Source organism: Streptomyces sp. 150FB (assembly GCF_000818195.1).
Taxonomy (GTDB): Bacteria; Actinomycetota; Actinomycetes; order Streptomycetales; family Streptomycetaceae; genus Streptomyces.
On sequence record NZ_JTHL01000001.1, the window covers coordinates 1,210,544 to 1,233,106 of the forward strand.

The 22,563-nt window shown below is 71.1% G+C and carries 15 protein-coding genes and 1 pseudogene; 6 read left to right on the top strand and 10 right to left on the bottom strand.

Going from position 1 to position 22,563, the window contains the following annotated elements; translation table 11 throughout:
* Nucleotides 1-438 precede the first annotated feature (438 nt).
* Complete coding sequence (locus QR77_RS04735; RefSeq protein ID WP_040019809.1) at nucleotides 439-888, top strand: PTS glucose transporter subunit IIA; 450 nt, start codon at nucleotides 439-441, stop codon at nucleotides 886-888.
* A 79-nt stretch (nucleotides 889-967) separates the two neighbouring features.
* On the top strand, nucleotides 968-2,638 hold the full coding sequence (gene ptsP / locus QR77_RS04740) for a phosphoenolpyruvate--protein phosphotransferase (protein ID WP_040019810.1): 1,671 nt from the start codon (nucleotides 968-970) through the stop codon (nucleotides 2,636-2,638).
* Nucleotides 2,639-2,704: 66 nt separating this feature from the next.
* On the opposite strand, the gene QR77_RS04745 is transcribed toward ptsP, so the two are convergent.
* From QR77_RS04745 to QR77_RS04755, 3 genes are all read right to left on the bottom strand, one after another.
* Nucleotides 2,705-3,604: a hypothetical protein gene (locus QR77_RS04745; protein WP_040019811.1), complete on the bottom strand. Its 900-nt coding sequence runs from the start codon at nucleotides 3,602-3,604 to the stop codon at nucleotides 2,705-2,707.
* A 131-nt stretch (nucleotides 3,605-3,735) separates the two neighbouring features.
* Entirely contained in the window at nucleotides 3,736-4,698 is a 963-nt protein-coding gene (locus tag QR77_RS04750) for a YihY/virulence factor BrkB family protein (RefSeq protein ID WP_040019812.1), read from the bottom strand.
* Between the two features lie 122 nt (nucleotides 4,699-4,820).
* Nucleotides 4,821-6,797, bottom strand: coding sequence for an acetoacetate--CoA ligase (locus QR77_RS04755; protein WP_040019814.1), 1,977 nt, complete (start codon nucleotides 6,795-6,797; stop codon nucleotides 4,821-4,823).
* Between the two features lie 272 nt (nucleotides 6,798-7,069).
* Between QR77_RS04755 and QR77_RS04760 the strand changes: the two genes are divergently transcribed.
* A complete protein-coding gene (locus QR77_RS04760) occupies nucleotides 7,070-9,433 on the top strand; it encodes a TIM-barrel domain-containing protein (RefSeq protein ID WP_040019815.1) in 2,364 nt (787 codons plus the stop codon).
* Nucleotides 9,434-9,547: 114 nt separating this feature from the next.
* Here the strand turns inward: QR77_RS04760 and QR77_RS04765 are convergent, their stop codons facing one another.
* Together QR77_RS04765 and QR77_RS04770 are read right to left on the bottom strand one after the other, a co-directional pair.
* Nucleotides 9,548-13,633 carry a discoidin domain-containing protein gene (locus tag QR77_RS04765; protein ID WP_040019817.1) on the bottom strand — a complete coding sequence of 1,362 codons (4,086 nt, stop codon included), beginning with the start codon at nucleotides 13,631-13,633 and terminating at the stop codon, nucleotides 9,548-9,550.
* Between the two features lie 136 nt (nucleotides 13,634-13,769).
* The gene (locus QR77_RS04770; RefSeq protein WP_040027328.1) at nucleotides 13,770-14,315 is read right to left on the bottom strand and encodes an NUDIX domain-containing protein; all 546 of its coding nucleotides are present in this window, start codon (nucleotides 14,313-14,315) and stop codon (nucleotides 13,770-13,772) included.
* Nucleotides 14,316-14,404: 89 nt separating this feature from the next.
* Here QR77_RS04770 and QR77_RS04775 point away from each other — a divergent pair, with 89 nt between their 5' ends.
* Nucleotides 14,405-15,211 (top strand): M15 family metallopeptidase, encoded by an 807-nt coding sequence (locus tag QR77_RS04775; RefSeq protein WP_040019818.1) that lies wholly within the window; start codon nucleotides 14,405-14,407, stop codon nucleotides 15,209-15,211.
* Nucleotides 15,212-15,360: 149 nt separating this feature from the next.
* Here QR77_RS04775 and QR77_RS04780 read toward each other — a convergent pair whose 3' ends face one another.
* Genes QR77_RS04780 through QR77_RS04795 form a run of 4 tightly spaced genes read right to left on the bottom strand, consistent with a single transcriptional unit; the run spans nucleotide 15,361 to nucleotide 19,531 of the window.
* Entirely contained in the window at nucleotides 15,361-15,966 is a 606-nt protein-coding gene (locus QR77_RS04780; RefSeq protein ID WP_040019819.1) for an ATP/GTP-binding protein, read from the bottom strand.
* On the bottom strand, nucleotides 15,947-16,342 hold the full coding sequence (locus QR77_RS04785) for a DUF742 domain-containing protein (RefSeq protein WP_040019820.1): 396 nt from the start codon (nucleotides 16,340-16,342) through the stop codon (nucleotides 15,947-15,949). The genes QR77_RS04780 and QR77_RS04785 overlap by 20 nt, the downstream gene beginning before the upstream one ends.
* Nucleotides 16,343-16,352: 10 nt before the next feature.
* Nucleotides 16,353-16,796 carry a roadblock/LC7 domain-containing protein gene (locus QR77_RS04790; RefSeq protein ID WP_040019822.1) on the bottom strand — a complete coding sequence of 148 codons (444 nt, stop codon included), beginning with the start codon at nucleotides 16,794-16,796 and terminating at the stop codon, nucleotides 16,353-16,355.
* Nucleotides 16,793-19,531 carry a nitrate- and nitrite sensing domain-containing protein gene (locus tag QR77_RS04795; RefSeq protein WP_040019823.1) on the bottom strand — a complete coding sequence of 913 codons (2,739 nt, stop codon included), beginning with the start codon at nucleotides 19,529-19,531 and terminating at the stop codon, nucleotides 16,793-16,795. Before QR77_RS04795 ends, QR77_RS04790 begins: the two co-directional genes overlap by 4 nt.
* A 497-nt stretch (nucleotides 19,532-20,028) precedes the next feature.
* Here QR77_RS04795 and QR77_RS04800 point away from each other — a divergent pair, with 497 nt between their 5' ends.
* Together QR77_RS04800 and QR77_RS04805 are read left to right on the top strand one after the other, a co-directional pair.
* Nucleotides 20,029-20,472 carry a hypothetical protein gene (locus QR77_RS04800; RefSeq protein WP_236711055.1) on the top strand — a complete coding sequence of 148 codons (444 nt, stop codon included), beginning with the start codon at nucleotides 20,029-20,031 and terminating at the stop codon, nucleotides 20,470-20,472.
* A 70-nt stretch (nucleotides 20,473-20,542) separates the two neighbouring features.
* Nucleotides 20,543-21,412: an alpha/beta hydrolase gene (locus QR77_RS04805; protein ID WP_107068894.1), complete on the top strand. Its 870-nt coding sequence runs from the start codon at nucleotides 20,543-20,545 to the stop codon at nucleotides 21,410-21,412.
* 30 nt (nucleotides 21,413-21,442) lie between these two features.
* On the opposite strand, the pseudogene QR77_RS04810 reads toward QR77_RS04805, so the two are convergent.
* Nucleotides 21,443-22,563: pseudogene (locus QR77_RS04810) on the bottom strand (hypothetical protein); the annotation flags it as partial.

The window sequence follows — 22,563 nt, forward strand, 5'->3', positions numbered from 1 at the left end:
TAGGTCGGGGTATCAACATATCTGGCGTTGACTTTTGGCACACTGTTGAGTTCTCAAGGAACGGACGCTTCCTTCGGTACCCTCTCAGGCCCCTCCGGGCGCTTCCCTTCGGCATTTCGTGTTTCAAACTCTAGCAGGCCTTTTCGTCTTCCCTGACCACCGCCCCGCAAACATGCGGAACCAGCAGTCGAGTTAGGATCGAGGCTTGTCAGATGCCGCCGACCCCCGACTCAGAGTCGCGTTGGGGTCAGGCAGGAGTACGACACTACAGGTCGCCGACAGGGCCAGGCAAATCGTTTCCGGTGCCCCTCGGGGCCCCCAACTGGCAGCTCTCACGCAGAACCGTCACTTCTTATGACTTACCCTCTGAGCAGCACGCCGTCCCATCACAGGTAGTGACGGTGGCTCACGAATCTCCGCCCCCTGGGAGGCTCCCCCATGACCCTCGTGACCGCTCCTTGCCCCGGACGTGTCATCGGACTTGCCGCTGTACCCGATCCGGTGTTCTCCGGCGCGATGGTCGGGCCCGGCACTGCCATCGATCCCGTACGGGAACCCACGGAGGCCGTCTCCTCGGTCGACGGCATCGTCGTCTCCCTTCATCCGCACGCCTTTGTCGTCGTCGACGCCGACGGACACGGTGTGCTGACGCATCTCGGTATCGACACCGTGCAGCTCAACGGCGCCGGGTTCGACCTTCTTGTGAACAAGGGGGACACCGTCCGGCGCGGTCAGGCCATCGTGCGCTGGGACCCCTCGGCCGTCGAGACGGCGGGCAAGTCGCCCGTATGTCCCGTGGTGGCGCTGGAAGCCACGGCCGACGCCTTGTCGGACGTCCGTGAGGACGGCGAAGTGAAGACCGGGGACGCCCTCTTCGACTGGCAGTGACGCCGGCCGCGGGGACTGGCGATCGAGGCACGCACAACCAGCGCGACGGCCAGGCCGCCGCACAATGGGAGACGGTGAAATGGAGACAACGCTGCGAGGCGTCGGCGTCAGCCACGGGGTGGCGATCGGCGAGGTCCGGCACATGGGGACCCCGGTGCTCGAACCGCCGTCCAAGCAGATCCCGGAGGAAGAGGCCGAGCGTGAGCAGGCTCGCGCCCGGCAGGCCGTCGAGGCGGTCTCGGCCGACCTGATGGCGCGCGGCACTCTGGCCGGCGGCGAGGCACAGGCGGTGCTCGAGGCGCAGGCGATGATGGCGCAGGACCCCGAGCTGATGTCCGACGTCGAGCGCCGCATCGATGTCGGGAGCACGGCGGAGCGCGGGGTGTACGACGCGTTCGCCTCCTACCGGACGCTGCTGGCCAGTGCCGGCGAGTACATGGCGGGACGGGTCGCCGACCTGGACGACGTACGGAACCGGATCGTCGCCCGGCTGCTGGGTGTGCCGATGCCGGGTGTGCCGGACAGTGAAGCGCCGTACGTACTGATCGCACGCGATCTCGCGCCCGCCGACACGGCACTGCTGGATCCGGCCCTGGTGCTCGGATTTGTGACCGAGGAGGGTGGCCCGACGAGTCACAGCGCGATCCTGGCGCGTGCGCTCGGGGTACCCGCCGTGGTGGCGCTGCCCGGTGTGAGCGAGCTGGCCGAGGGGACCGTGATCGCGGTCGACGGCGGTTCCGGCGAGATCTTCGTCGAGCCGAGCGCCGAGCGGCGCGCGCAGCTCGAACAGGCCGCCGCCGCCCGTGAGGCGGCGCTGTCCGGTTCCTCCGGCCCCGGTGCGACCTCCGACGGGCACAAGGTGCCGCTGCTCGCCAATATCGGCGGACCGGCCGATGTGCCCGCGGCGCTCGCGGCCGGGGCCGAGGGTGTGGGGCTGTTCCGTACCGAGTTCCTGTTCCTGGACGACAGCCAGCAGGCGCCGTCCGAGGAGAAGCAGATCGAGGCCTACCGGACGGTGCTCGAAGCCTTCCCCGAGGGCCGGGTCGTGGTGCGGGTGCTTGATGCCGGCGCCGACAAGCCGCTGGAGTTCCTGACGCCGGCCGACGAGCCGAACCCGGCGCTCGGTGTGCGGGGGCTGCGGAGTCTGCTCGACCACCCCAACGTACTGCGGACGCAACTGACGGCGCTGTCGAAGGCCGCGCACGGGCTGCCCGGCTACCTGTCGGTCATGGCCCCGATGGTGGCCGACCGTACGGATGCGAAGGCCTTCGCCGATGCCTGCCGTGAGGCCGGGCTCGACGCGAAGTTCGGCGCGATGGTGGAGATTCCCTCCGCTTCCCTGCGGGCACGCTCGATTCTTCAGGAGGTCGAGTTCCTCTCGCTGGGGACCAACGACCTCGCCCAGTACACCTTCGCCGCCGACCGGCAGGTGGGTGCGCTCTCCCGGCTCCAGGACCCGTGGCAGCCGGCGCTGCTGGATCTGGTGGCGATGTCGGCCGACGGCGCGAAGGCCGAGGGCAAGAGCTGTGGTGTGTGCGGCGAGGCGGCGGCCGATCCGCTGCTCGCGTGTGTGCTCACCGGGCTCGGTGTCACCTCCCTGTCCATGGGCGCGGCGTCGATTCCCTATGTCCGGGCCGAGTTGGCGAAGTACACGCTCGCGCAGTGTGAGCGTGCCGCGTCCGCGGCGCGCGCCGCGGACACCGCCGAGGGTGCCAGGAGCGCGGCGCGGGCCGCGTTGGACGGCGCGTGACGCAGGCATGACGGCTGCGAGGGCGCCTTCCGCCGTATTCCGGCGGGAGGCGCCTTCTCGCGTGGGTCAGTGGTGCGGGCCGGTGTCGTCGAGGCCGAGGTCGAAGCCGGCGCTGTAGTCCACACCGGACTCAGGGGCGAGCGGCTCCCCGGTGTCCGCGTCGGTGCAGTAGGCGCTGAAGACCCCCCCCGTGAGCGGGATGAGGCGTCCGTGGTCGAGGCGCCAGCCGTGCAGTCGGTCGGGCGTGTCCGGCGCTGTCGTACGGAGCACCACTCCCCCGGCGCTCTCCAGCGCGATGCCCACGGCGAGCACGGTCACGAACTCGGCGCCCTCCGACGAGTCGGGCCAGGCCGGGGCGCCCTCCGGGCACTCGGTGTGCAGCGCGGCCAGCAGGTGTTCGTGCGCGGCGGGGACGCTGCACACGACGTGGTGGGTGCCGGGTCCCGCCGCTTCGAGCAGGCGCAGCAGGATGAGGGAGGCGCGCTCGAAGGCGGCGCGTCCGATGTCCTGTCCGCAGTCGGCGCACTCCCCGAAGTCCGCGAGGAGTGACGTCGCGTACTCCCAGGTGGCTCTGCGGACCGTGGTGTCGATGACGAGCGGCAGCAGGGTCTCGATGGGCTGGCCGGTGTAGGCGACGACGGCGCCGCCGGCGGCGATCGTCGCGGTGAACAGGCCCCTGCTGGCGGGCGAGTCGGGGTCGAGCCCCGTGTCCGCGCAGAACTCGGCGAATTCCGCCGGGTCGAAGAGGACAACGCCGGTGTGTGCCGCTTCCGTCGCGAGGGATTTCAGGATTTCTTCGAGCTGCCGCAGATAGCTTTCGTGGTCGTCGAAGGTGAAGGTGCGGTACTTCCGCATGGCGGTGAAGTCCTGCTGGTCGGCCAGCAGGCCCACGGTGCTGGGGACTTCGCGGCGCAGTCGGCGCCGCATCGCCTCGGTGGTCCGGTTGCTGTGGTCGGTGTGCGCCATGGCTCCCCCTGAGCGCTGTCGATCAATGCTCACTCAGCGTAATCGGGGGGTCTGACAACGGGGTCGGCGGCGGTCGCGGGCGAGGGCCTGTCGTTTGGATCTTGCCGGGCTCGCGTGCCCCGGTGTCGCGCCTAGCCTGGACCCGGATCGGGCCGTACCGCGTCGCGCAGCCCGGCGCGCGCGGCCTCCAACTGGGCGGCGAAGGCCACGCCGAGGAGGAGGGCGATGGCGGCGAGGTTCGCCCACAACAGCAGCGCGACGAAGGCCGTCAGGGGCCCGTAGACCGTGCCGAAGGAGCCGCTGCGGTCGACGTACAGGCCGAGCAGCCAGGTCGCCGCCACCCACAGCACCAGATGGACGGCCGAGCCGAAGGCGAGCCAGGTGTAGCCCGGCTGGTCCCGGCGGGGCGCCCAGCGGAACAGGGCCGCCGACGCCACCCAGGTCAGCAGCACCCCGACCGGGATCCGCAGCCAGTCCCAGACGTCGCGCAGCCCCTGTCCCCAGCCGAAGGTCTCGTCCATGGCGCTGCCCACCGCCTCACCGCCGACCAGCACCAGGAACCCCGCGATCAGCGGGAGTCCGGCGATGACGACGAGCAGCAGCGCTCTGCCGTACTTGAGCACGAAGGGCCGGTCGCGCTCGATGCCGTAGATACGGTTGGCGCCACGCTCGATCTGGGACATGGCGGCGGCGAGATTGACGGTGGCGAAGCCGAGGCCGAGCCAGACGGCGATGGCGGCGCCGATTCCGGCGCCCGCGCCGCGCCGCGACCGGTCGAGTGAGTCCCGTACGAGTTCGGCACTGGGTCCCGGCGCGATCCGGCCGAGCGTCAGCTCCACGACCCGGCCGACGCTCTCGGTGTGCACGGTGGTGGCGACCCCGACCAGCGCGATGGTGAACGGCACGAGCGCCAGGACGATCTGGAAGGCCAGCGCGCGTGCGTTGCTGAAGCCGTCCGCGTAACGGAACCGCAGAAAGGCGTCGACGAGCAGCTTGCGGCCGCCGTAGCGGCGTAGCGCCGCCCACGCCTCGTCGCCGGAAAGCTCGTCACCGATCATGTCCCGCGTCTGCGGAACATGGACCGCTGTCCCCATCTCGTCCCCCGCCTCGCCACTCGGTGATCCCCAGCGGCGTATACCCCGAACGGGCGACGCCAGGGCCTTTCTGATCAGACCCCGCTCCCTGACCCGGCCTGATCCAAACGAGAGGCCCCAGGTCAGCGGCGGTCGCGGGCGAGGTCCTCGTAGAAGCGCAGCAGCTCAGGGCGGTCGACGGAGCCGGTGTTGACCGCCTGGTCGAGCGCGGCGCCCTGGAGCAGGCGCTTGACCGGGACCTCGATGCGTTTGCCGGTGAGGGTGTGCGGGACGGCGGGGATCTCGATGATGTCGTCGGGGACGTGGCGCGGGGAGAGTTCGGAGCGGATCGTGCGGGTGATGCGTGCGCGCAGCGCCTCGTCGAGGACGGCGCCTTCGACGAGGTGGACGAAGAGGGGCATCCAGTAGCCGCCGTCCGGTTCCTCCAGGCCGACGACGAGGGATTCGCGGATCTCGGGGAGCCGTTCGACGGCCTCGTAGATGTCGGCGGAGCCCATCCGTACGCCCTGGCGGTTCAGGGTGGAGTCGGAGCGGCCGTGGATGACGACGGATCCCCGGCCGGTGAGGGTGATCCAGTCTCCGTGGCGCCAGACGCCGGGGAACATCTCGAAGTAACTCTCGCGGTAGCGGCTGCCGTCGGGGTCGTTCCAGAAGCGGGTCGGCATGGACGGCATGGGATTGGTGACGATCAGTTCGCCGACCTCGTCGGTGACGGGGCTGCCGTGTGCGTCCCAGGCCTGGAGGTCGGTGCCGAGGCAGGCGGCCTGGAGTTCGCCGATGTGGACGGGGAGGGTGGGGACCGCTCCGGCGAAGCAACTGCAGACGTCGGTCCCCCCGCTGACGGAGGCGATCCACAGGTCTGCGGCCACCTCGTCGTGGAGCCAGCGGAACCCGTCGGGCGGCAGGGGTGAGCCGGTGGTGGCGACGCAGGTGAGGCGGGAGAGGTCGTGGTCGCGCGCCGGGTGCGCGCCTGCTTTGCGGCAGGCCATGACGTACGCGGCCGAGGTGCCGAAGAGGGTGGCGCCGGTCCGTTCCGCGACGCCCCACTGCGCGTCGACGGCGGGGAAGCCCGGGCTGCCGTCGTACAGGACGATCGTGGTGCCGGTGAGGAGGCCGCTCACCAGGAAGTTCCACATCATCCAGCCGGTGGAGGTGTACCAGAAGAACCGGTCCTCCGGCCCCAGGTCGCACTGGAGGCCGAGCTGTTTGAAGTGCTCGACCAGGATGCCGCCCTGGGACTGGACGATGGCTTTGGGCAGGCCGGTGGTGCCGGAGGAGTAGAGGACCCACAGCGGGTGGTCGAAGGGGACCTGTTCGAAGACCGGTTCGGTGTCGGCGCCGGTCAGGTCCGACCAGGCCAGCGTTCCTTCGGGTGCCGGGGTGCCGAGGAGCGGGATGTGGACGACGGCGCGCAGGGTGGGCAGTTCGCGGCGCAGTTCGGCGACGGTCTCCGTACGGTCGTGCTCCTTGCCGCCGTAGCGGTAGCCGTCGACGGTGAACAGCACGACGGGTTCGACCTGCTGGAAGCGGTCGAGGACGCTGCGGGCGCCGAAGTCGGGGGCGCAGGAGGTCCAGACGGCTCCGACGGCCGCCGTGGCGAGCAGTGCGGTGACGGTCTGGGGGACGTTGGGGAGGTAGCCGCTGACGCGGTCTCCGGGGCGTACGCCGAGGGCGCGCAGTTCCGCGGCGAGTGAGCCGACCTGGCGGCGCAGCTCGGACCAGCTCACCGGGACCGGCTCGTGTGTCTCGTCGACGTACAGCAGCGCCGGGTCCTGCGCGCGGGCCGGGTCCTCGGCGGTGCGCAGCGCGTGTTCGGCGTAGTTGAGGGTGGCGCCGGGGAACCACCGGGCGCCGGGCATGGCGCGGTCGCCGAGTACGCGCTCGTACGGGGTGGAGAAGCGGACGCCGAACCAGTCCGCGACGGCGGTCCAGAACGTTTCGAGCTCGTCGACCGACCAGCGGTGCAGCGCCGCGTACCCGCCCTCAGCCGGTGCGCCGTAGCGCTCGGCCGCCCATGCCTGGAAGCGGGTGACCTGGGCGGAGGCGATGCGTTCCGGGTCCGGCTGCCAGAGCGGGGCTGGGCTGGCTGGTGCGGTCATGGGGCGGCTCCCGGGCTGGTTCGGACGCGTGGTGTGCGTACGGTGCGCGCACGCGCGGGGGTGTGCGCGTGACGCGGCTGACAGGGACGATGCCATGTGATCGTCCTTCGCACCAGAGCTCGCCGGCGGAGGCGCGGCGCGGCGGCGGTGAGGTGTGGCGGGACCGCCGACAACGTCCGTGGTACGGCCGCGGCGTACATGTGGCCCACGCCCAGGTGAACGGGAGTTGAACGGAGCCCTCGCGCCCCTCGCCGGATGGCAAGCTGATCATCATGGACGGTCGTGAGCTGGTGCGTTCGATGAAAGTGCTCGGGTCGGTGAGCGGGCTCCGCGCCGCCCGGTCGGTCCTGCGGCAGCGGCGCACGGAGGCGCGGGAGCTGGCACGGCGCGGTCCTGAGCGGGCCAGGGTGCCCGGTCCGCTGACCGGGGCCGAGCCGTTGCCGGGCGGTGGCACCGTACGGTTCACGCGGGCGCGGCTGCATGTGTGCGTGACGGTGAACGGCGCGGTGTTCTGGGGGTGGGACGACGCGCGCCCGCTCCCCTCGTACGCGCTGGCCGACGCGCCTCCCGAGCCGGATCCGCGCGCCGAGCTGGAGCCCGACAAGGACGGTGGCTGGCGGGTGGTGTCCGAGCGGGTCACGGTCGCCGTCTCGCGCCATGGCGGGGTCGAGGTGCGTACGCCGGGCGGCGTCGTGCTGCGCAAGGAGCACCCGCCGCGCTGGTGGGAGCCGGTCTCGGGGGGAACAGCCCGCTGGGTGCAGCGCAGCGAGGTGCCCGCGGACGCACGGTTCTTCGGCCTGGGCGGGCGGGCCTCGGGGCCCCGGCTGCGGGACGGCACGTACCGGCTGTGGAACACCGACCCCGGTGGCGGTTTCGGGCCTGGCGACGATCCGCTGTATCTGACGATGCCGGTGCAGCTCGTGGTGGCGGACGCGGGGACGCATCTCGTCTTCCACGACAACTCCTGGGACGGCCGGGTGACGCTCAGGGAGGGCGAGGAGGGCGCGGGGTCGGGGCACGACCGGCCGGGCACGAGCGAGCTGCGGATGGACGGCGGTCCGCTGCGCTGCTGGGTGGTGGTCGGAACTCCGGCGCGGGTGCTGCACGGCTGGACCGCGCTGACCGGCGCGCCGACGCCGCCGCCGGCCTGGGCGCTGGGGCCGCAGCACGCGCGGTGGGGGTTCGACTCCGAGCGCGAGGTGCGGCGGATCGTCGCCGGGTACCGGGAGCGGGGCCTGCCGCTGTCGGCGATCCACCTCGACATCGACCACTACGAGGCGCACCAGGTCTTCACCGTGGACCGGGACCGGTTCCCCGATCTGCCGGGGCTCGCGGCCGAGTTGCGGGCCGAAGGGACCAGGCTGGTCTCGATCGTCGATCCGGCGGTGAAGGCGGAGCTGGGGAACGCGGTGTACGACAGCGGGCGCGCGGCCGACGCCTTCGTACGGGATCCGCGGGGGCAGGAGGTGCGGGGCGTGGTGTGGCCCGGCGACTGCGTCTACCCGGATTTCACCGCTCCGGACGTACGGGAGTGGTGGGGCGGTCTGTACGAGGAGCGGCTCGCCCAGGGTTTCTCCGGGATATGGCACGACATGAACGAGCCGGTGGCCTTCGCGCCGTTCGGCGACCACACGGACCGGACGCTGCCCCGTTCGTCGAGGCACCGCCTGGAGGGTCGCGGCGGGGATCATCGCGAGGCCCACAACGTGTACGGTCTCGCGATGGCGCGGGCCGGTTTCGAGGGGCTGCGCCGGCTGCGGCCCGACGAGCGGCCCTTCCTCTTCTCCCGCTCCGGCTGGGCGGGGATGCAGCGGTACGGCGGGACCTGGTCGGGCGACGTGGCGACGAGCTGGCCGGGGCTGCGGGCGTCGCTGGCGCTGGTGCTGGGGCTCGGTCTGTGCGGGGTGCCGTACTCGGGTCCTGACGTGGGCGGTTTCGACGGCTGTCCGTCGCCCGAGCTGTATCTGCGCTGGTATCAGCTCGGCGCGTATCTGCCGCTGTTCCGTACGCACGCGGCGATCGACGCGGGCCGCAGGGAGCCGTGGGAGTTCGGCCCCGAGACGCTCGAACACGCGCGGTCGGCCCTGGCGGGGCGGGAGCGGCTGCGGCCGTACTTCGTGACGCTCGCGCAGCTCGCCAGGCTGACGGGCGCGCCGTACGCGCGGCCGCTGTGGTGGGGCGCGCCGGAGGACCGGGCGCTGCGCGACTGCGAGGACGCCTTCCTGCTCGGTGACGCGCTGCTGGTGGCGCCGGTGCTGGTGCCAGGTACGGACCGCAGGGCGGTGCGGCTGCCGCGCGGGCGGTGGTACGACACGGTCACCGAGCAGCCGTACGAGGGGCCCTGCCAGGTGCTGCTGGACGCACCGCTGTCACGGATCCCGGTGCTGGCGCGTGCGGGCGCGGTGTTTCCCGTACGGGGCGAGGACGGCGGCCCTGAACTGGAGGCGTGGGCGCCGATGCCGGGGCGTACGGGCGGGGGGCTGGTGGTCAGGGATCCCGGGGACGGCTGGGAGCCGGCCGAGGTCGAGCGGTACACGTCGCGGCTGGTGGACGGCGAGGTACGGGTGGAGCGGGTGACGGACCGGGGTGCGGTCGAGCCGGAGTGGCCGGTACGGGTGCGGGGCGCCGGGCGCTGAGCTGAGGCGCCGGGCGCTGAGCTGAGGCGCCGGGCGCTGAGCTGAGGCGCCGGGCGTGCTCCGGGGTGACCGGTGGCACCGGGGACGAACCCCGTGGCCACCGGTCACCTGGTGTTATGAGCGGGCCGTCAGGGACGGGCTGTTGTACCCCTCGACACGCAGTGCGGGGCGGTTGGAGGTGAGGGCCTCGGCGGGCCAGGAGAGCGTGACCGTCCGCGACTCACCGGGCAGCAGCCACAGGTAGTTGTCGCTGTAGAGAGTCGGCAGGACGCGCTCGCCGCTCTTCTCGTCCCGCAGGGAGAGCCTGACCATCGCGGCGACGGCTGTGCCGCGGTTGCGGACCGTGGCGGTCAGTTCGCGCCGGCTGCCGGAGCGGGTGAGGTGTCCCAGCGTGGCCGAGAGCTTGACCTGCCCTGCCTTGTTGAGCGCGGTCATGGCAGCCGGTGTGCGGTAGCGCCAGTAGGTGTTCCGGGACAGCGACCTGCCGTTGTGGTCCTCCAGTGTCAGCAGGAGGAGGTGCAGGTCGGGCAGGTCGTCCGTCCAGCCTGCGGTGAATGTCTTCGTCGTGGCGGAGGACGCCACGTCGATCCTGGAGGTCCGTGCGGGAGCGAGCTGCCGGCCCTTCAGGTCGTACATCCGGGCCGTGACCGTGGCGCCCTTGAGAGCCTCAGCCGTGTGGTTGACCGCGAGGACCTGCCACTTGACCGGGTCGGCCTGGACGTGCAGCGGTTCGCAGGCCGCGCGGGCGCCGTAGTAGGTGCCGTTGACGTCGAAGTCGTAGTCGTAGGTCTGCCACACCGTGCTGTGCCAGGCCGGGTGGGACATCCACAGCATGAGGCCGCTGGCGTCGTTCCACAGGTTGGCGTTCCAGGCCTCGAACATCGCGCGGGTGTTCTCGTAGTTGACGAACTGCGCCTTGCGTGCGAAGTCGTCGACACCCCCGGCGGTGTCGAGTCGTGCCTCGATGGCGGCCTTGTAGTTCTGCGGTGCCTGGTTCCCGTGTTCGCTCCAGTCGTGGTAGAGCCAGGCGCCGCCGATCGGCCACTCCGGCTCGTCCCCGACCATGGCGCGGACGCTCTCGGCGGTGGAGACCACCGGCATGCCGATCTCGGTGTGGAAGCCGAAGCTGTGGCTGCCGTAGGACGAGGGGTCGTAGTACTTCTCCGGCTCGATCCAGTTGTAGGGGCCGCCGCCGTTGATGATCCCGCCGGCGGAGTTGTTCTGGTAGAGGATGCCGGGGGCCCCTGACTCGACGGCGTCACGCATGCCGTTGTCGATGGCGGCCGGCGGGTTGCCCTCGTTGGCGCCGCACCACAGGACGACGCTGGGGTGGATGCGGTAGCGCAGCACGGTGTCGCGCGCGATGGAGTTGAACGCGTCGTGGTCCGGCGGGTCCATGCCCCAGGCGTTCGGGAAGTCGTTCCAGACGAGGATGCCGTGCTCGTCGCACTTGGCGAAGAACTCCTCGCGGTTGCTGGAGCCGACCCAGTTGCGGATCATCGTGAAGTTCATGTCGCGGTGCATCCGTACGGCGGCGTCCATGCGCTCGGCCGGCATCCGGCGCAGGAGTTCGTCCCAGCCCCAGTTGCCGCCGCGGGCGAGGACCCGTACCCCGTTCACGCTGATCTTCAGCGGCTCCGGCGTGTTGTCCACGGACGCCACGTCGGTCCACGTCTTGCCGTCCTCGGAGACCTGGATGACGTACGTCTTGGGGTAGGCCTGCTCCCAGACGACGGCCACCCGGTCGACCGTGAGCGAGGAGCCCAGGTCGACCTGGATCCACTGGTTGTCCGCGTACTCCGAGGACCAGCGGGTGTTGGGGTTGCCGTCGGTGGCGTTGGCGGCCGTGTTGGAGGCGTCCTCGGTCGAGGCCGAGGCAGGCTGGTGCAGCGCGAGGTCGGTGCCCGGCTTGGAGCTGTCGACCACGGACAGCGACCACAGCGAGTTGCCCCACGTGGTGTTCCGTAGGCCGCAACTGATCCGTACGTAGCGGGCGGTACGCGCGGTGAAGTCCTCGGTCCGCAGGCTGGCGTCGCCGCCGTTGAACGGCAGCGGCACGGCGGTGTTGTCGACCGCCTTGGCGTCGGTCCAGGCGGAGCCGTCGGCGGACACCTGCACGACGTACGTCTGCGCGTAGGCCTGCTCCCACACCAGGTCGACCTGGTCGAACGACTGGGCGGAGCCCAGGTCGATCCGGAGCCACTGGTCGTCCGCGGCCGAGGAGGACCAGCGGGTGGCCGGGTCGCCGTCGGTGGCGTTGCCGGGGCCGTGGTCGTCCTCGTCCACGCTGGACGAGGTGGCCGCGGCGTGCAGGGCCAGGTCGGTGCCGGGCCGGGCGCTGTCGAGGACCGACACCGACCAGAGCGAGGAGCCCCAGCCGGTGGCGCGGGTCCGGCAGTTGATCCGTACGTACCGGGCCTGCTGGGCTCCGACGTCGACCGACTGCGTGTACGTGTCGCCGCCGTCGACGAAGGGCAGCGGAACCTTGGACTCGTAGCCGAACTGGCGGATGCCGAAGCTGGTCTCGCGCCGGTCGCTCTCCTTGCCGTCGACCGAGGCGACCAGGGTGAGGTCGTGCAGGGCGGGGTCGCCGAGGCCGTTGGGCCACCACAGCTTGGGGTTGCGCAGCCGCAGCTTGCTGAAGGCGCTGGAGGTGAAGGTGACGTCGATGGTCTTGCCGGCCGGGACGGTGACGGTCTGCGAGACGCGTACGTCGTCGAACGACGCGGAGACCGTCGCCTTGTGGTCGGTGGAGTCGGCGTTGCGGACCGGGACGACGACGGTCAGTTCCGCGGTCGAGGTGTCCGGCAGCTTCGGGAGCAGGGTGTCCACCCGGGGGTCGCCGATCACCACATGGCCGGTGGACCGCAACCGTACGTGGTTCCAGATGCCGGCCACCCGGTCGCGGACGGCGGGCATCCAGTCCCAGCCCGAAGAGGCGAGGTACGTGGGTGAGTTGAGGTTCATCTGGCCGGCGCCGGCGTCGACCCAGGACTCGCCGGCCGGTCCCTTGTCACCGGGGCTGCCGGGTACGGGCATCGGCGTGATCTTGACTGCCAGCGCCTGATCGCCCTTCGCGGCCAGTAGATGCGTGACGTCGTGGGCCGAGCGGGCGAACGGGAAGGTCAGCCCGCCGACCCGCGTGCCGTTCAGCCAGATGTCGGCCTCGTGGTTGACGCCGTCGAACTCCAGCCAGACGCGCCGCCCCGAGCCGGTGCGCAGGCCCCTGGGCAGGCCGAAGTCCCGCTTGTACCACCAGGAGTGGCGGGACAGCGCCTCCGGGATGTGCAGATTGTTGAGGCCGGCGACCGGGTCCGGCAGGTGGCCCTGGTCGACCAGCGAGGCGAGGACCGTGCCGGGTACGGTCGCGGGCAGCCAGGTGCTGGTGTCCACGGACGGCTTCGACAGGTCGGCGCCTTCGCCACCCGCCCAGTCGTCCATGGTCAGCGTCCAGCCGGACTCCAGCGGCACCGTGCCGTCGGCGGCGACCTCCAGCTCCGGAGCCTCGTGCCGGTGCGTTCCCCAGTCCGTCCAGCCGGTGGCGGAAGGCCGGTGGCCCTGCGCGGTCCCGTAGACCTCGAAGCCATTGAGCCCGAGGGGGTTGGCGTCGGAGCGCTTACGGGACGTCATCCGTACCCAGCGGGCCTGGACCGGCTGATCCAGCGTGATGTCCACGACGCCACCGGTTCCGGCAGTCGTGCGGTGGACACTCGTCCACGCGTGCCGGTCCTGGGAGGTCTCGACGACGAAGTCGACGGCGTAACTCGACAGGTTTTCCTTGCCGGTGGTTCCGTCGGACCAGTTGCCGGTGGCGGGCCGGACGAACACCGGGTCACCGGCGGCGGCTTCGAAGGTGAGCCGGACGGACGTGACCTGGCACACCGCCTGGAGGTCCACGGATATCCACTGCGGATCGCCGTCGGCGGCGCGCCATCCGGTGCCCTTGACGCCGGGCGACACGATCTTGTCCACGACGAACTCGCCCGGCGTGGGGGCGTAGTCCGTCGAGGAGACCTCGACCGGGCGGTAGGAGGCCAGTTCACCCCGTTCCTTCGGTCCGGCGGGCGCCTTCCCGGGCGCTGCGGCGTAGCTGGTCCCCGGGAGGGCGGCGCCAAGTCCGAAGCCGGCCAGCAGAGTTGATCCGACGGCGACGACTGATCGTCTGGAGGGGTGTGGCGCGTGGTGCGGAGGATTGGTCATTGCGGGTGTCCCATCGAAAAGTCCGGGCCGGGGGAAGGGGGTGCGAACGGAGGGGGGTGGTAGCGCCGCCAATATATGACAACGTTGTCTTGAAGCAATAGTGGTGTGCCGGTCCTGACTGATGACGTTCTGGCCGCTAGTGGCTCGCGCACCGGCCCGCGAACCAGGACCGTACCGCCTCGGTGTGCAGCGGGAACGCCAGTTCGGCCGGGGCGCGCAGCAGGTGCCAGCCCTCCGTCTCGTCGGTGGGTACGGAGGCCGGCAGGTCCCGGGCGTGGCGTTCCGGCAGGAGGCCGAAGAGCAGCAGGTGGCCGTCGGGTGCGCTGAGCACGTCGGCGAGCCGCACGTCCTCGGGGTCGGCCTCGATGCCGGTCTCCTCGCGCAGTTCCCGGGCGACGGCGTGCCGCCAGTCCTCGGTCCGGTCGATGAAGCCGCCGGGGAGGGCGACGCCGCCGAGCTGGGGTTCGATGGTGCGGGTGATGACAACGAGGGCGGTGCCCAGGTCGTCCGTCACCGGCACCAGGGCCACTCCGACCGGCAGCGGGTTGAGGTAGACGGTGGCGCCGCAGGCCGCGCAGGTACGGGGCCAGCCGGCGTCCGCCGGGTAGGGCGCCCCGCAACTGTCGCAGTGCGAGTGAGGGACCGGATGCCGCGTCAGCTTCCCGGGACCGCTGGGCTTCATCTCATCGTTCGACTTCTTCGGCTCGGACACGCGCGGACTGTACCGGATCGCTCTTCCCGTGCGCCCGCGCCCGGTGTGACGATGTGCGCATGACAAGACTTGGATCTCTCCTGCGCGGTCTCGCCGCTTCTGCCACCGCGCTGCTCGCCGTCGCGGCGACGGCTCCCGCCGCGCACAGCAGCACCGAGCCCCAGGCACCACAGGAGTTCGTGGCCCTGCGGACCGTGGCGCCGACCATCATCCAGGAGATGCGCTACATCACCCCGCACGACTTCATGGGCGAGCCGGTGGACGGCTACCAGCAGCCGCTGTGCATCGTCACCCGCCCCACCGCTCTGGCGCTCGCACGCGCCCAGCGCACGCTGCTGCGGGAGGGCTACTCCCTCAAGGTGTACGACTGTTACCGGCCGCAGCGCGCCGTGGACCACTTCGTACGGTGGGCGAAGGATCTCCAGGACGAGAAGATGAAAGCCGAGTTCTATCCCCGGGTCGACAAGTCGCAGCTCTTCGCCGACGGTTACATCGCGGAGAAGTCCGGGCACAGCAGGGGCAGCACCCTGGACCTCACCATCGTGAAGCTGCCGGCCCTGCCGACCGCGCCGTACAGGCCGGGCCAGAAGCTCGTTCCGTGCTACGGGCCGAAGGACGAGCGTTTCCCCGACAACTCGGTGGACATGGGGACGGGCTTCGACTGTTTCGACACGCTCGCGCACACGGATGATCCCCGTATCCAGGGCGTCCAGCGCGAGAACAGACAATTCCTGAAGAAGACGATGGCAGATGTCGGATTCACCAATCTGCCCGAGGAATGGTGGCACTTCACCTATTCACCGGAGACATTCCCCGACACCTACTTCGACTTCCCGATCGCATGGCGCTCGGTGGCCGGGCACTGACGCCTGGAGCCGCGTGAAGAGCGGGCGCTGACGCCCGGAGCCGCGTGCGGAGACGGACGGCCGGGGCCACCCCCGTAAGCTCCGGCCGTCCGTCTTCCCCACAGACGCCGGTGGGCCGCTCCCGGTTCTCCGGTCCGGACCGCGGCCGGTCAGGTGGCCGCGTGCTCGCGCTGGGTCGTCGCCCGGTTCATCGCGTGTTCCACGACCGCCACCAGGACTTCCTTGACGGACTCCCGCTCGCGCGCGTCGCACATCACCAGCGGGACCTCCGGATCCAGGTCGAGCGCCGAACGTACGGTGTTCGCCGGGAAGCGGTCCGCGCCCTCGAAGCAGTTGACGGCGACACAGAACGGGATGCCGCGCCGTTCGAAGTAGTCGACGGCGGCGAAGGAGTCGGCGAGGCGACGGGTGTCGGCGAGGACGACCGCGCCCAGCGCGCCCTGGGCCAGTTCGTCCCAGAGGAACCAGAAGCGGTCCTGGCCCGGCGTGCCGAAGACGTACAGCACCAGGTCCTCGCGGAGGGTGATCCTGCCGAAGTCCATGGCGACGGTGGTCGTCGTCTTGCGCTCGACCCCGTCGGTGTCGTCGACGGGCCGGCCCGCCTCGCTCAGCATCTCCTCGGTGCGCAGCGGCTTGATCTCGCTGACGGCGCCCACCAGGGTGGTCTTTCCCACTCCGAATCCGCCGGCCACCAGGATTTTCAGCGTCACCGGATCGGCCGGGCGCTGTCTGCGGCTAGAGCGCCCGAAGACCATTGATCACCTCGCGGAGAATGTTCACGTCGGGCAGTTCTGCCGGCGGAACGGGACGGGTTACGTGAACCAGCTCGTCGTCGACGAGGTCGCCGACCAGCACCCGGACCACCCCGACGGGGAGGTCCAGGCCGGCCGCGAGTTCGGCGATGGACTGGGGGCTTTCGATGCAGCGTTCGACGATCTCCACGTGTTCCGGGGAGAGCGTCTGGTCACGGCCGGGGTCGTCGGCCGCCGGTTCGGGGATGACGACCGCGATCAGGTCGAGCCGATGACGGGACGCGCTGCCGGTGCGTCCGCGTGTCATCGCGTACGGGCGTACCACCGGTCCGGCCTCGCCGTCGAACCAGTGCTGCGGATCCTGATCTTCGTCACTCATGTCGTGCCACTCACCCTCCGGCGGGCTGACCGGTCCGTGGCGCCGTGGCGAGGTGCGCTCCGACCCGCTTGACCATGAGGGTCATCTCGTAGGCGACCTGGCCGACGTCGGAGTCTGCGTCGGAGAGGACGGCCAGGCAGCTTCCGTCGCCGGCCGCCGTGACGAAGAGGAAGGCCTCGTCGAGTTCGACGACGGTCTGGCGTACCTGTCCGGCCTCGAAGTGCCGGCCGACGCCCTTGGCGAGGCTGTGGAATCCGGAGGCGACGGCCGCCAGGTGCTCACTGTCCTCGCGAGTGAGGTCCTTGGAGGCGCCGGTGGCGAGTCCGTCGCCGGAGAGCACCAGCGCCTTGCGGATGCTGGCGACGCGGTCGACGAGTTCGTCGAGGAGCCAGTTGAGCTCTCCGGGGCTGCTGGGTTCGGTGGAGTTGTGTGCTGCGGCGTTCGGTGCGGTCATCGACCGTCCCCCTCCGATGTGGTTCCGTGTGTCTCGCCGGGGCGGGCGGCGTCGTCGGCGTCGTTCTGCTGCCGTCCGCGCTGCCAGCCCCGCTGGAGCGACGCCATTCTGTTGCGTACTTCGTCCGCGTCCCGCTCCGTGTCGTGGCGCGGGGTGGGCGTGGGTTCGGTGGCGCGGTCGGCCGGTCCCCTCAACTGGGGGGCGAGGCTGGCCTGCCTGACGCGTCGCGGCAGCCCGCCCAGGGCGGCGGCTGCCTCGTTGGCCAGGTCCGCGTCCTGTGACTGGGCCGGCCTGCGGGGCGGGGAGGCGTCGGCGCTGCCGGGGGTGCTGGTGGTGCCGGCGGCTGCTTCCGGTGCCGGGCGGGCATGGTCCTGACCGCCGTCGTCGACCCTCCGGCCCCGGTCGGTGACCAGGGTCGGCGGCTTGCGGCGCGGGAGCTGTACGGGGGCGCCGGGGTGCTCGGACTCCGGGTCCGGGGCCGCGCGCCGGTGCTGGTGGTCGCTGTCGCCGGTGCCGGTGTGCGCGTCGCCGGTGCCGGTGCGCGGGTCGCCGGCGTTGCCCTCGGCCCACTCGCGCCGGTCCTCGCGGGCTTCGAGTACGTCGTCACGGGTCATCCGCTGCCTGCGTCCCGCGCCGTCGGCCGTATCGCCGTCCCTGCCGAGGATGTCCCTGGCGGGTTCGATCTCGACCGGTCCTTCCAGCACGGAGGGGCCGCTGCCGAGGCCGGTGGGGACCTGTGCGAGCGCGGTGAGCCTGCCGCTTCCCTCGGCGCGGCCGCGGCCGCGCTCGCCACTGTTCTTGCGGTCCAGCCGGAAGCCCGTGCCCTGCGTCTCGGGGGCCTCGTCGGTGAGCAGCGCGATGGGGAGGAAGACAACGGCTGTGGTGCCGCCGTACGGGGAGGGCTGGAGCGAGACGCGTACGTTCTGCCGCTGGGCGAGCCGGCTGACCACGAAGAGGCCGAGCCTGTCGGTGTCGGACAGTTCGAACTCGGGTGTCTCGGCGAGGCGGAGATTCGCGTCGAGCAGCATTTCGGGGGCCATCCCGAGACCGCGGTCGTGGATCTCCAGGGTGAAGCCGTTGGCGACGCGCTCACCGTGCACCTGTACGACGGTGTGCGGCGGCGAGAACACCGTGGCGTTCTCGAGCAGTTCGGCGATGAGGTGGGTGAGGTCGGAGACGGCGGGCCCGCCGACGCCGATACGCGGCAGCCTGCGCACCTCCACGCGCTCGTACGCCTCGACCTCGGCGACCGCGGCGCGTACCACGTCCATGAGCTGGACCGGCTTGCGCCACTGCCGGGACGCGGCGGCTCCGGAGAGGATCACCAGGCCTTCGGCGTGGCGTCGCATACGCGTGGTGAGGTGGTCGAGGCGGAAGAGGTCGGCCAGCTCGTCGGTGTCCTCCGTACGGCGCTCCATGGTGTCGAGGAGCGTGAGCTGACGGTGCAGCAGGACCTGGTTGCGGCGGGCGAGGTTCACGAACACCTCGGAGACGCCGCGGCGCAGGTCGGCCTGTTTGACGGCGGCTTCGACGGCCGCGCGCTGGAGGGTGTTGACGGCCTGGCCGACCTGGCCGACCTCGTCCCGCGCGTAGTCGAGGGTCGGCGCCTCGGTCTCCACGTCGACCTGCTCGCCCGCGGCGAGCCGGCGCATGACGCCGGGCAGCCGTACGCCGGAGACCTCCAGGGCCTCGTTGCGGAGCTGCGAGAGGTCGCGGATCAGGCCGCGTGCGATGCGTACGGACACGATCAGGGAGAGGAGGAGGGCGACGAAGCCGAGGATGCCGGCCACTCCGACCCGGACGAGGACGGAGCGGGTGTCGGGCGAGACGTGCTGCGAGAAGAGGCCGTGGCCCATCTGGCTGCCGTGGCCGAGGTACTTGAGGACGGGGTCGGCGATCTGCTGCCAGCGTTCGGAGTCGATCGTCCGGGGGTTCTTGACGGGGCCGGCGGCTATCAGCCGGTTCTCGGCGTCGCGCAGTGATTCGGTGTCGGGACCGCGCCAGTAGTCCTGGAGCTGGGAGCGGCCCTCGACGGGCAGCGCGTCGAGGTAGGTGTTGTAGAGGAGTTCGCGGTTCGCGACGAGCCCGGAGAGGGTACGGATCTCCTCGGACGTGATCTGCCCGGCAAGCAGCGAGGAGGCGACGAGGGCATCCTCGCGGGAGACCATCTCCTGGGCGCGGTCGAGCCCGATGAGGGCGCGGCCCCTGTTGTCGAGGTCGATGTCGGCCTGGCCCTGCGCGGTCTCCAGGAAGTCCTGGCCGGGTTCGACGACGCGGTTGTAGAGGTTCAGTGCCTGGTTGGTCGAGGGGACGGAGTTCTCATCCACAGAAGCGCGCAGCGCGGGCAGGCCGTTCAGCGCGTCGGTGAGCGTGTCCATCCGCTGCCGGATGTCCGTCGACATCGATCCGCGCACATCGGGGTCGTCGGCCGCTGTCCTGAGCCGTGCGACGGCCTCGTCGGTGGTGGCGCGGCGGTCGCGCAGGGTGGCCAGGGCGTCGGCGGGGCGCGGGTCGACCAGGTAGATGAGCGTCTGGCGGCGCTCGGCCTGGAGATCGCTGATCGTTTCCGCCACCGGATCGGTCATCTGGTCGATCACCCGGTGCACGTCGAGAAGCCTGAGTGCCTCACTGCCGGTGATCGTGGTGGAGAAGGCCCAGAGGGCCGTCAGGGAGACGAGCGGCACGAGCAGCAGCGCCACGATCTTCCGGCGGATGGATTTCCCGCGAAAGCCCATGGCCTCCCCCAGGTAGGTCCCCCGCCCGGTGCGAGAGAATCTCCGTCAACAAACGGCGCGAGCCTACTACTGTCGCGTAGGCAACTCGAAGACACGTCCGCATCTTTTTCGGCCGCCCGTCGGCGCGTTGATCATGAGTTGTCCTGGTATTCGGCGAGATGGCTCCGGGCACCTCACACACAGCGATCGGCCCGTCCGGACGGCCGATGGGGGCAGTTGGCCGGAAACCGCCGATTGGTGGTTCTGCCAGGAATCTTCCCGCTGGGCTGTTCGTCCTAGTGTGCGGGGAACAGATCGTGGTGTGCGGGGAACTGGGTGGGGATCAAGGGTGGGCCGGCGTAAGGCGGCGCAGGGCGGGCAGTCACCCTTGGGTCGGGACAGCGGTGGGGAGTGACGGGTCCATGGACAGGGATGAACGGCGTGGCAGGGGTTCGGCGGACAGGTTCGCCGAAGTGTCCCGGCGTCTGTGGGTCGAGGAGCCGGCGATCAGGTATCGCATGCCCGATCCGGTCAGGAAGGTGGCCGTACGGTCAGTGATCATCATGTCGCTGACCCTGATTCAGGCCATGGTTGCCTTCCTCAGCACGCTCGCCGGCTCGTGGCTGGCGTTTCCGATGGTCATCAGCAGCGTGGCTTCCACGGTGGTGGCGACCTGGAGCGTGCTGGACGTGTGGGTCACCCGGCAGGTGTGGAACCAGCGGCACGGTGTGGTGTCCGTTCCCAGCAGTACGGCGCGGCAGTTGCGCAAGGAGCGGCGCCGGGCGCGGCGTGAGATCAGGAGCGAGGCGCGGGACGAATCCCGGATACGGAGGCGGGGTTCGGCCACGGACACCGCGTGGGGTACGGGCGCCGCTGCCGGTGCGGGTGCGGTCCGTACGGAGGGCGCGACGGGCGTGACGGGCGGCGCGACGGCGGCCGCCAGCAGGCTGTCCGAGGCGTGACCGCACAGGGATTGAACGGGTCGAACGCGTCGAACGGGTCGACCGCGCTGCCTTCACCAGGGTGGCTGTTGTGACGCGACCGGAGATACGGGACCTGCTCGACGAGAGCCGCGGCGACTATCGGGACGAGGCGCGCCCGCGTCCGGTCCGGACCTCTCTGTGGCACCCGTCGGCGCCCCATGACGACGCGCCGCCGGTCGTGCTCCTCTCGCACGGTACGGGCGGTTCGGCCGGCCAGATGGCGTGGCTGGCGGAGCCGCTCGTGGCGGCCGGTTTCCTGGTGCTCGCTGTGGACCACCACGGCAACAACTCGCTGGACGACTACCTCCCGCAGGGCTTCGCCTTCGAATGGGAACGGCCCAGGGACCTGTCGTTCGCGCTCAGTGTGCTGGCCTCCGAGCGACCGTTGGGCCCTGTGGGGGCGGCCGGATTCTCCTCGGGCGGATACACGGGCGCGGCCCTGCTCGGAGCCCGTCTCGACCGCGCCGTGCTGCGCGCTGTCGTGGACGGCCGGGTGAGGATTCCTGAACTGCCGGAGTTTCCGGGGTTCCTGGACGCCCTGCGTACGTCCGTCCCCGCCGAGCGGTTGGAGCGGGCCCTCGCCGACGCGGGCGATGACCGGTCGGACTCCCGGGTGCGGGCGGCCTTCCTGGTGTGCCCGGCGAACGGTGCGATGCTGACCACCGAGAGCCTCGCGGCGATCGACCGGCCGGTGGAAATCCGGTGGGGCGGCGCCGACACGAACACACCGCCGGAGGAGAACGCGCTCCGGTACCTGGACACCGTCCCCACCGCCGGCGGCCGTTCGGCGGGACCACACGTGGAGCACTACCACTTCCTCGGCGACAACCCGGCCGGCGAGGAGACCCGCCGCCGCGTGGCCGCCGAGGCGGTCGACTTCTTCACCGCCCGGTTGCGGACCGGGCTCCCGACGGTCTGATCTCCAACCGCTCGCGCGCCGGCGATCCCGTCACTCGACGGCGGGTTCCGGCGTGCGCTTGAACATCCGGGTCGCCGTGATCTCGCCGTGCACCTTCTCGCCGTCCGGGTCCTGCTGGGGCAGACCGGGGCGCAAATGCTCCTCCACACTGATGTATTTGAGCCCGGCGCGCAGGTCCGCGTCGTTGCGCAGCCGGATGACCAGCGGGAATTCGGCGAGCGCCGTGGTGTCGAACAGGCCCGTCGTGTAGAGGAGCTGGACGCCCAGCGCGTCCGAGACCGCTCGCTGGAGCTCCAGCAGGTAGGTGGCGTTGGCGCGGCCGATCGGGTTGTCGAGGAAGAGGGTGCCGGCGTGCCGGTGCTTGTCCCGTCCCCGGTCGTTGCTGCGCAGGGCGGCCATCGTGCAGTAGAGGGCGATCGCGGCGGTCAGGAGCTGGCCGCCGGAGAACACGTCGCCCATCTGGCCGACGGGGACCCGTTCCGCGCGCAGGACGGCGTCGGGCTTGAGGATCTCCACGGCGATGCCCCGGGGCTCCAGGGCCGCCTGGACACCGCGCAGCAGCAGGGACATGCCGTCCCTGCGGAGGTCCGAGTTCTTCTTGACGGCCGCGCGGGTCGCGTCGTCGATGACCTGGCCGAGCCGCTCGGTGAGGGTGGTCCTGTCCGTCTCCTCGAAGCGGATGCGCAGGAACTCCTGTCCCGACCACTCCCCGAGCCCTTCGGGGAGCCGGGAGAGCCGCTGCGCCGAACGCAGCGTCGTCAGCGCGGACTCCACCAGGCCGCGCAGCCGGTCCACGATGGAGTCGCGGTTGCGTTCGAGCTGAGCGAGTTCGTCCGTCAGCACCCGCAGCCGGGGTGCGAAGGCCGCCGCCCACCGTTCGGCGTGCTCGGGCAGGGCCGCCGCCGGCAGTTCGCGGATCTGCTGCCGGGCCGGGGTGCGTACCTGCTCGTAGCGCGTGGAGTTGGCGTGCCGTACGAGCACGTCACTGGCCTCGCGTACGGCGGCCTCCGCCGCCGAGAGGTCGGAGGCGCAGCCGCGCAGCGAGCGGCGGGCCTCGGCCGTCGCGTGCCGGGCCTCCTCCAGGGTGCCCGGGTACGGCTCGGGGGCCTCCGGCGCCTCGCCGTCCCCGTCGCGGCCCGCTCCGGCCCGTC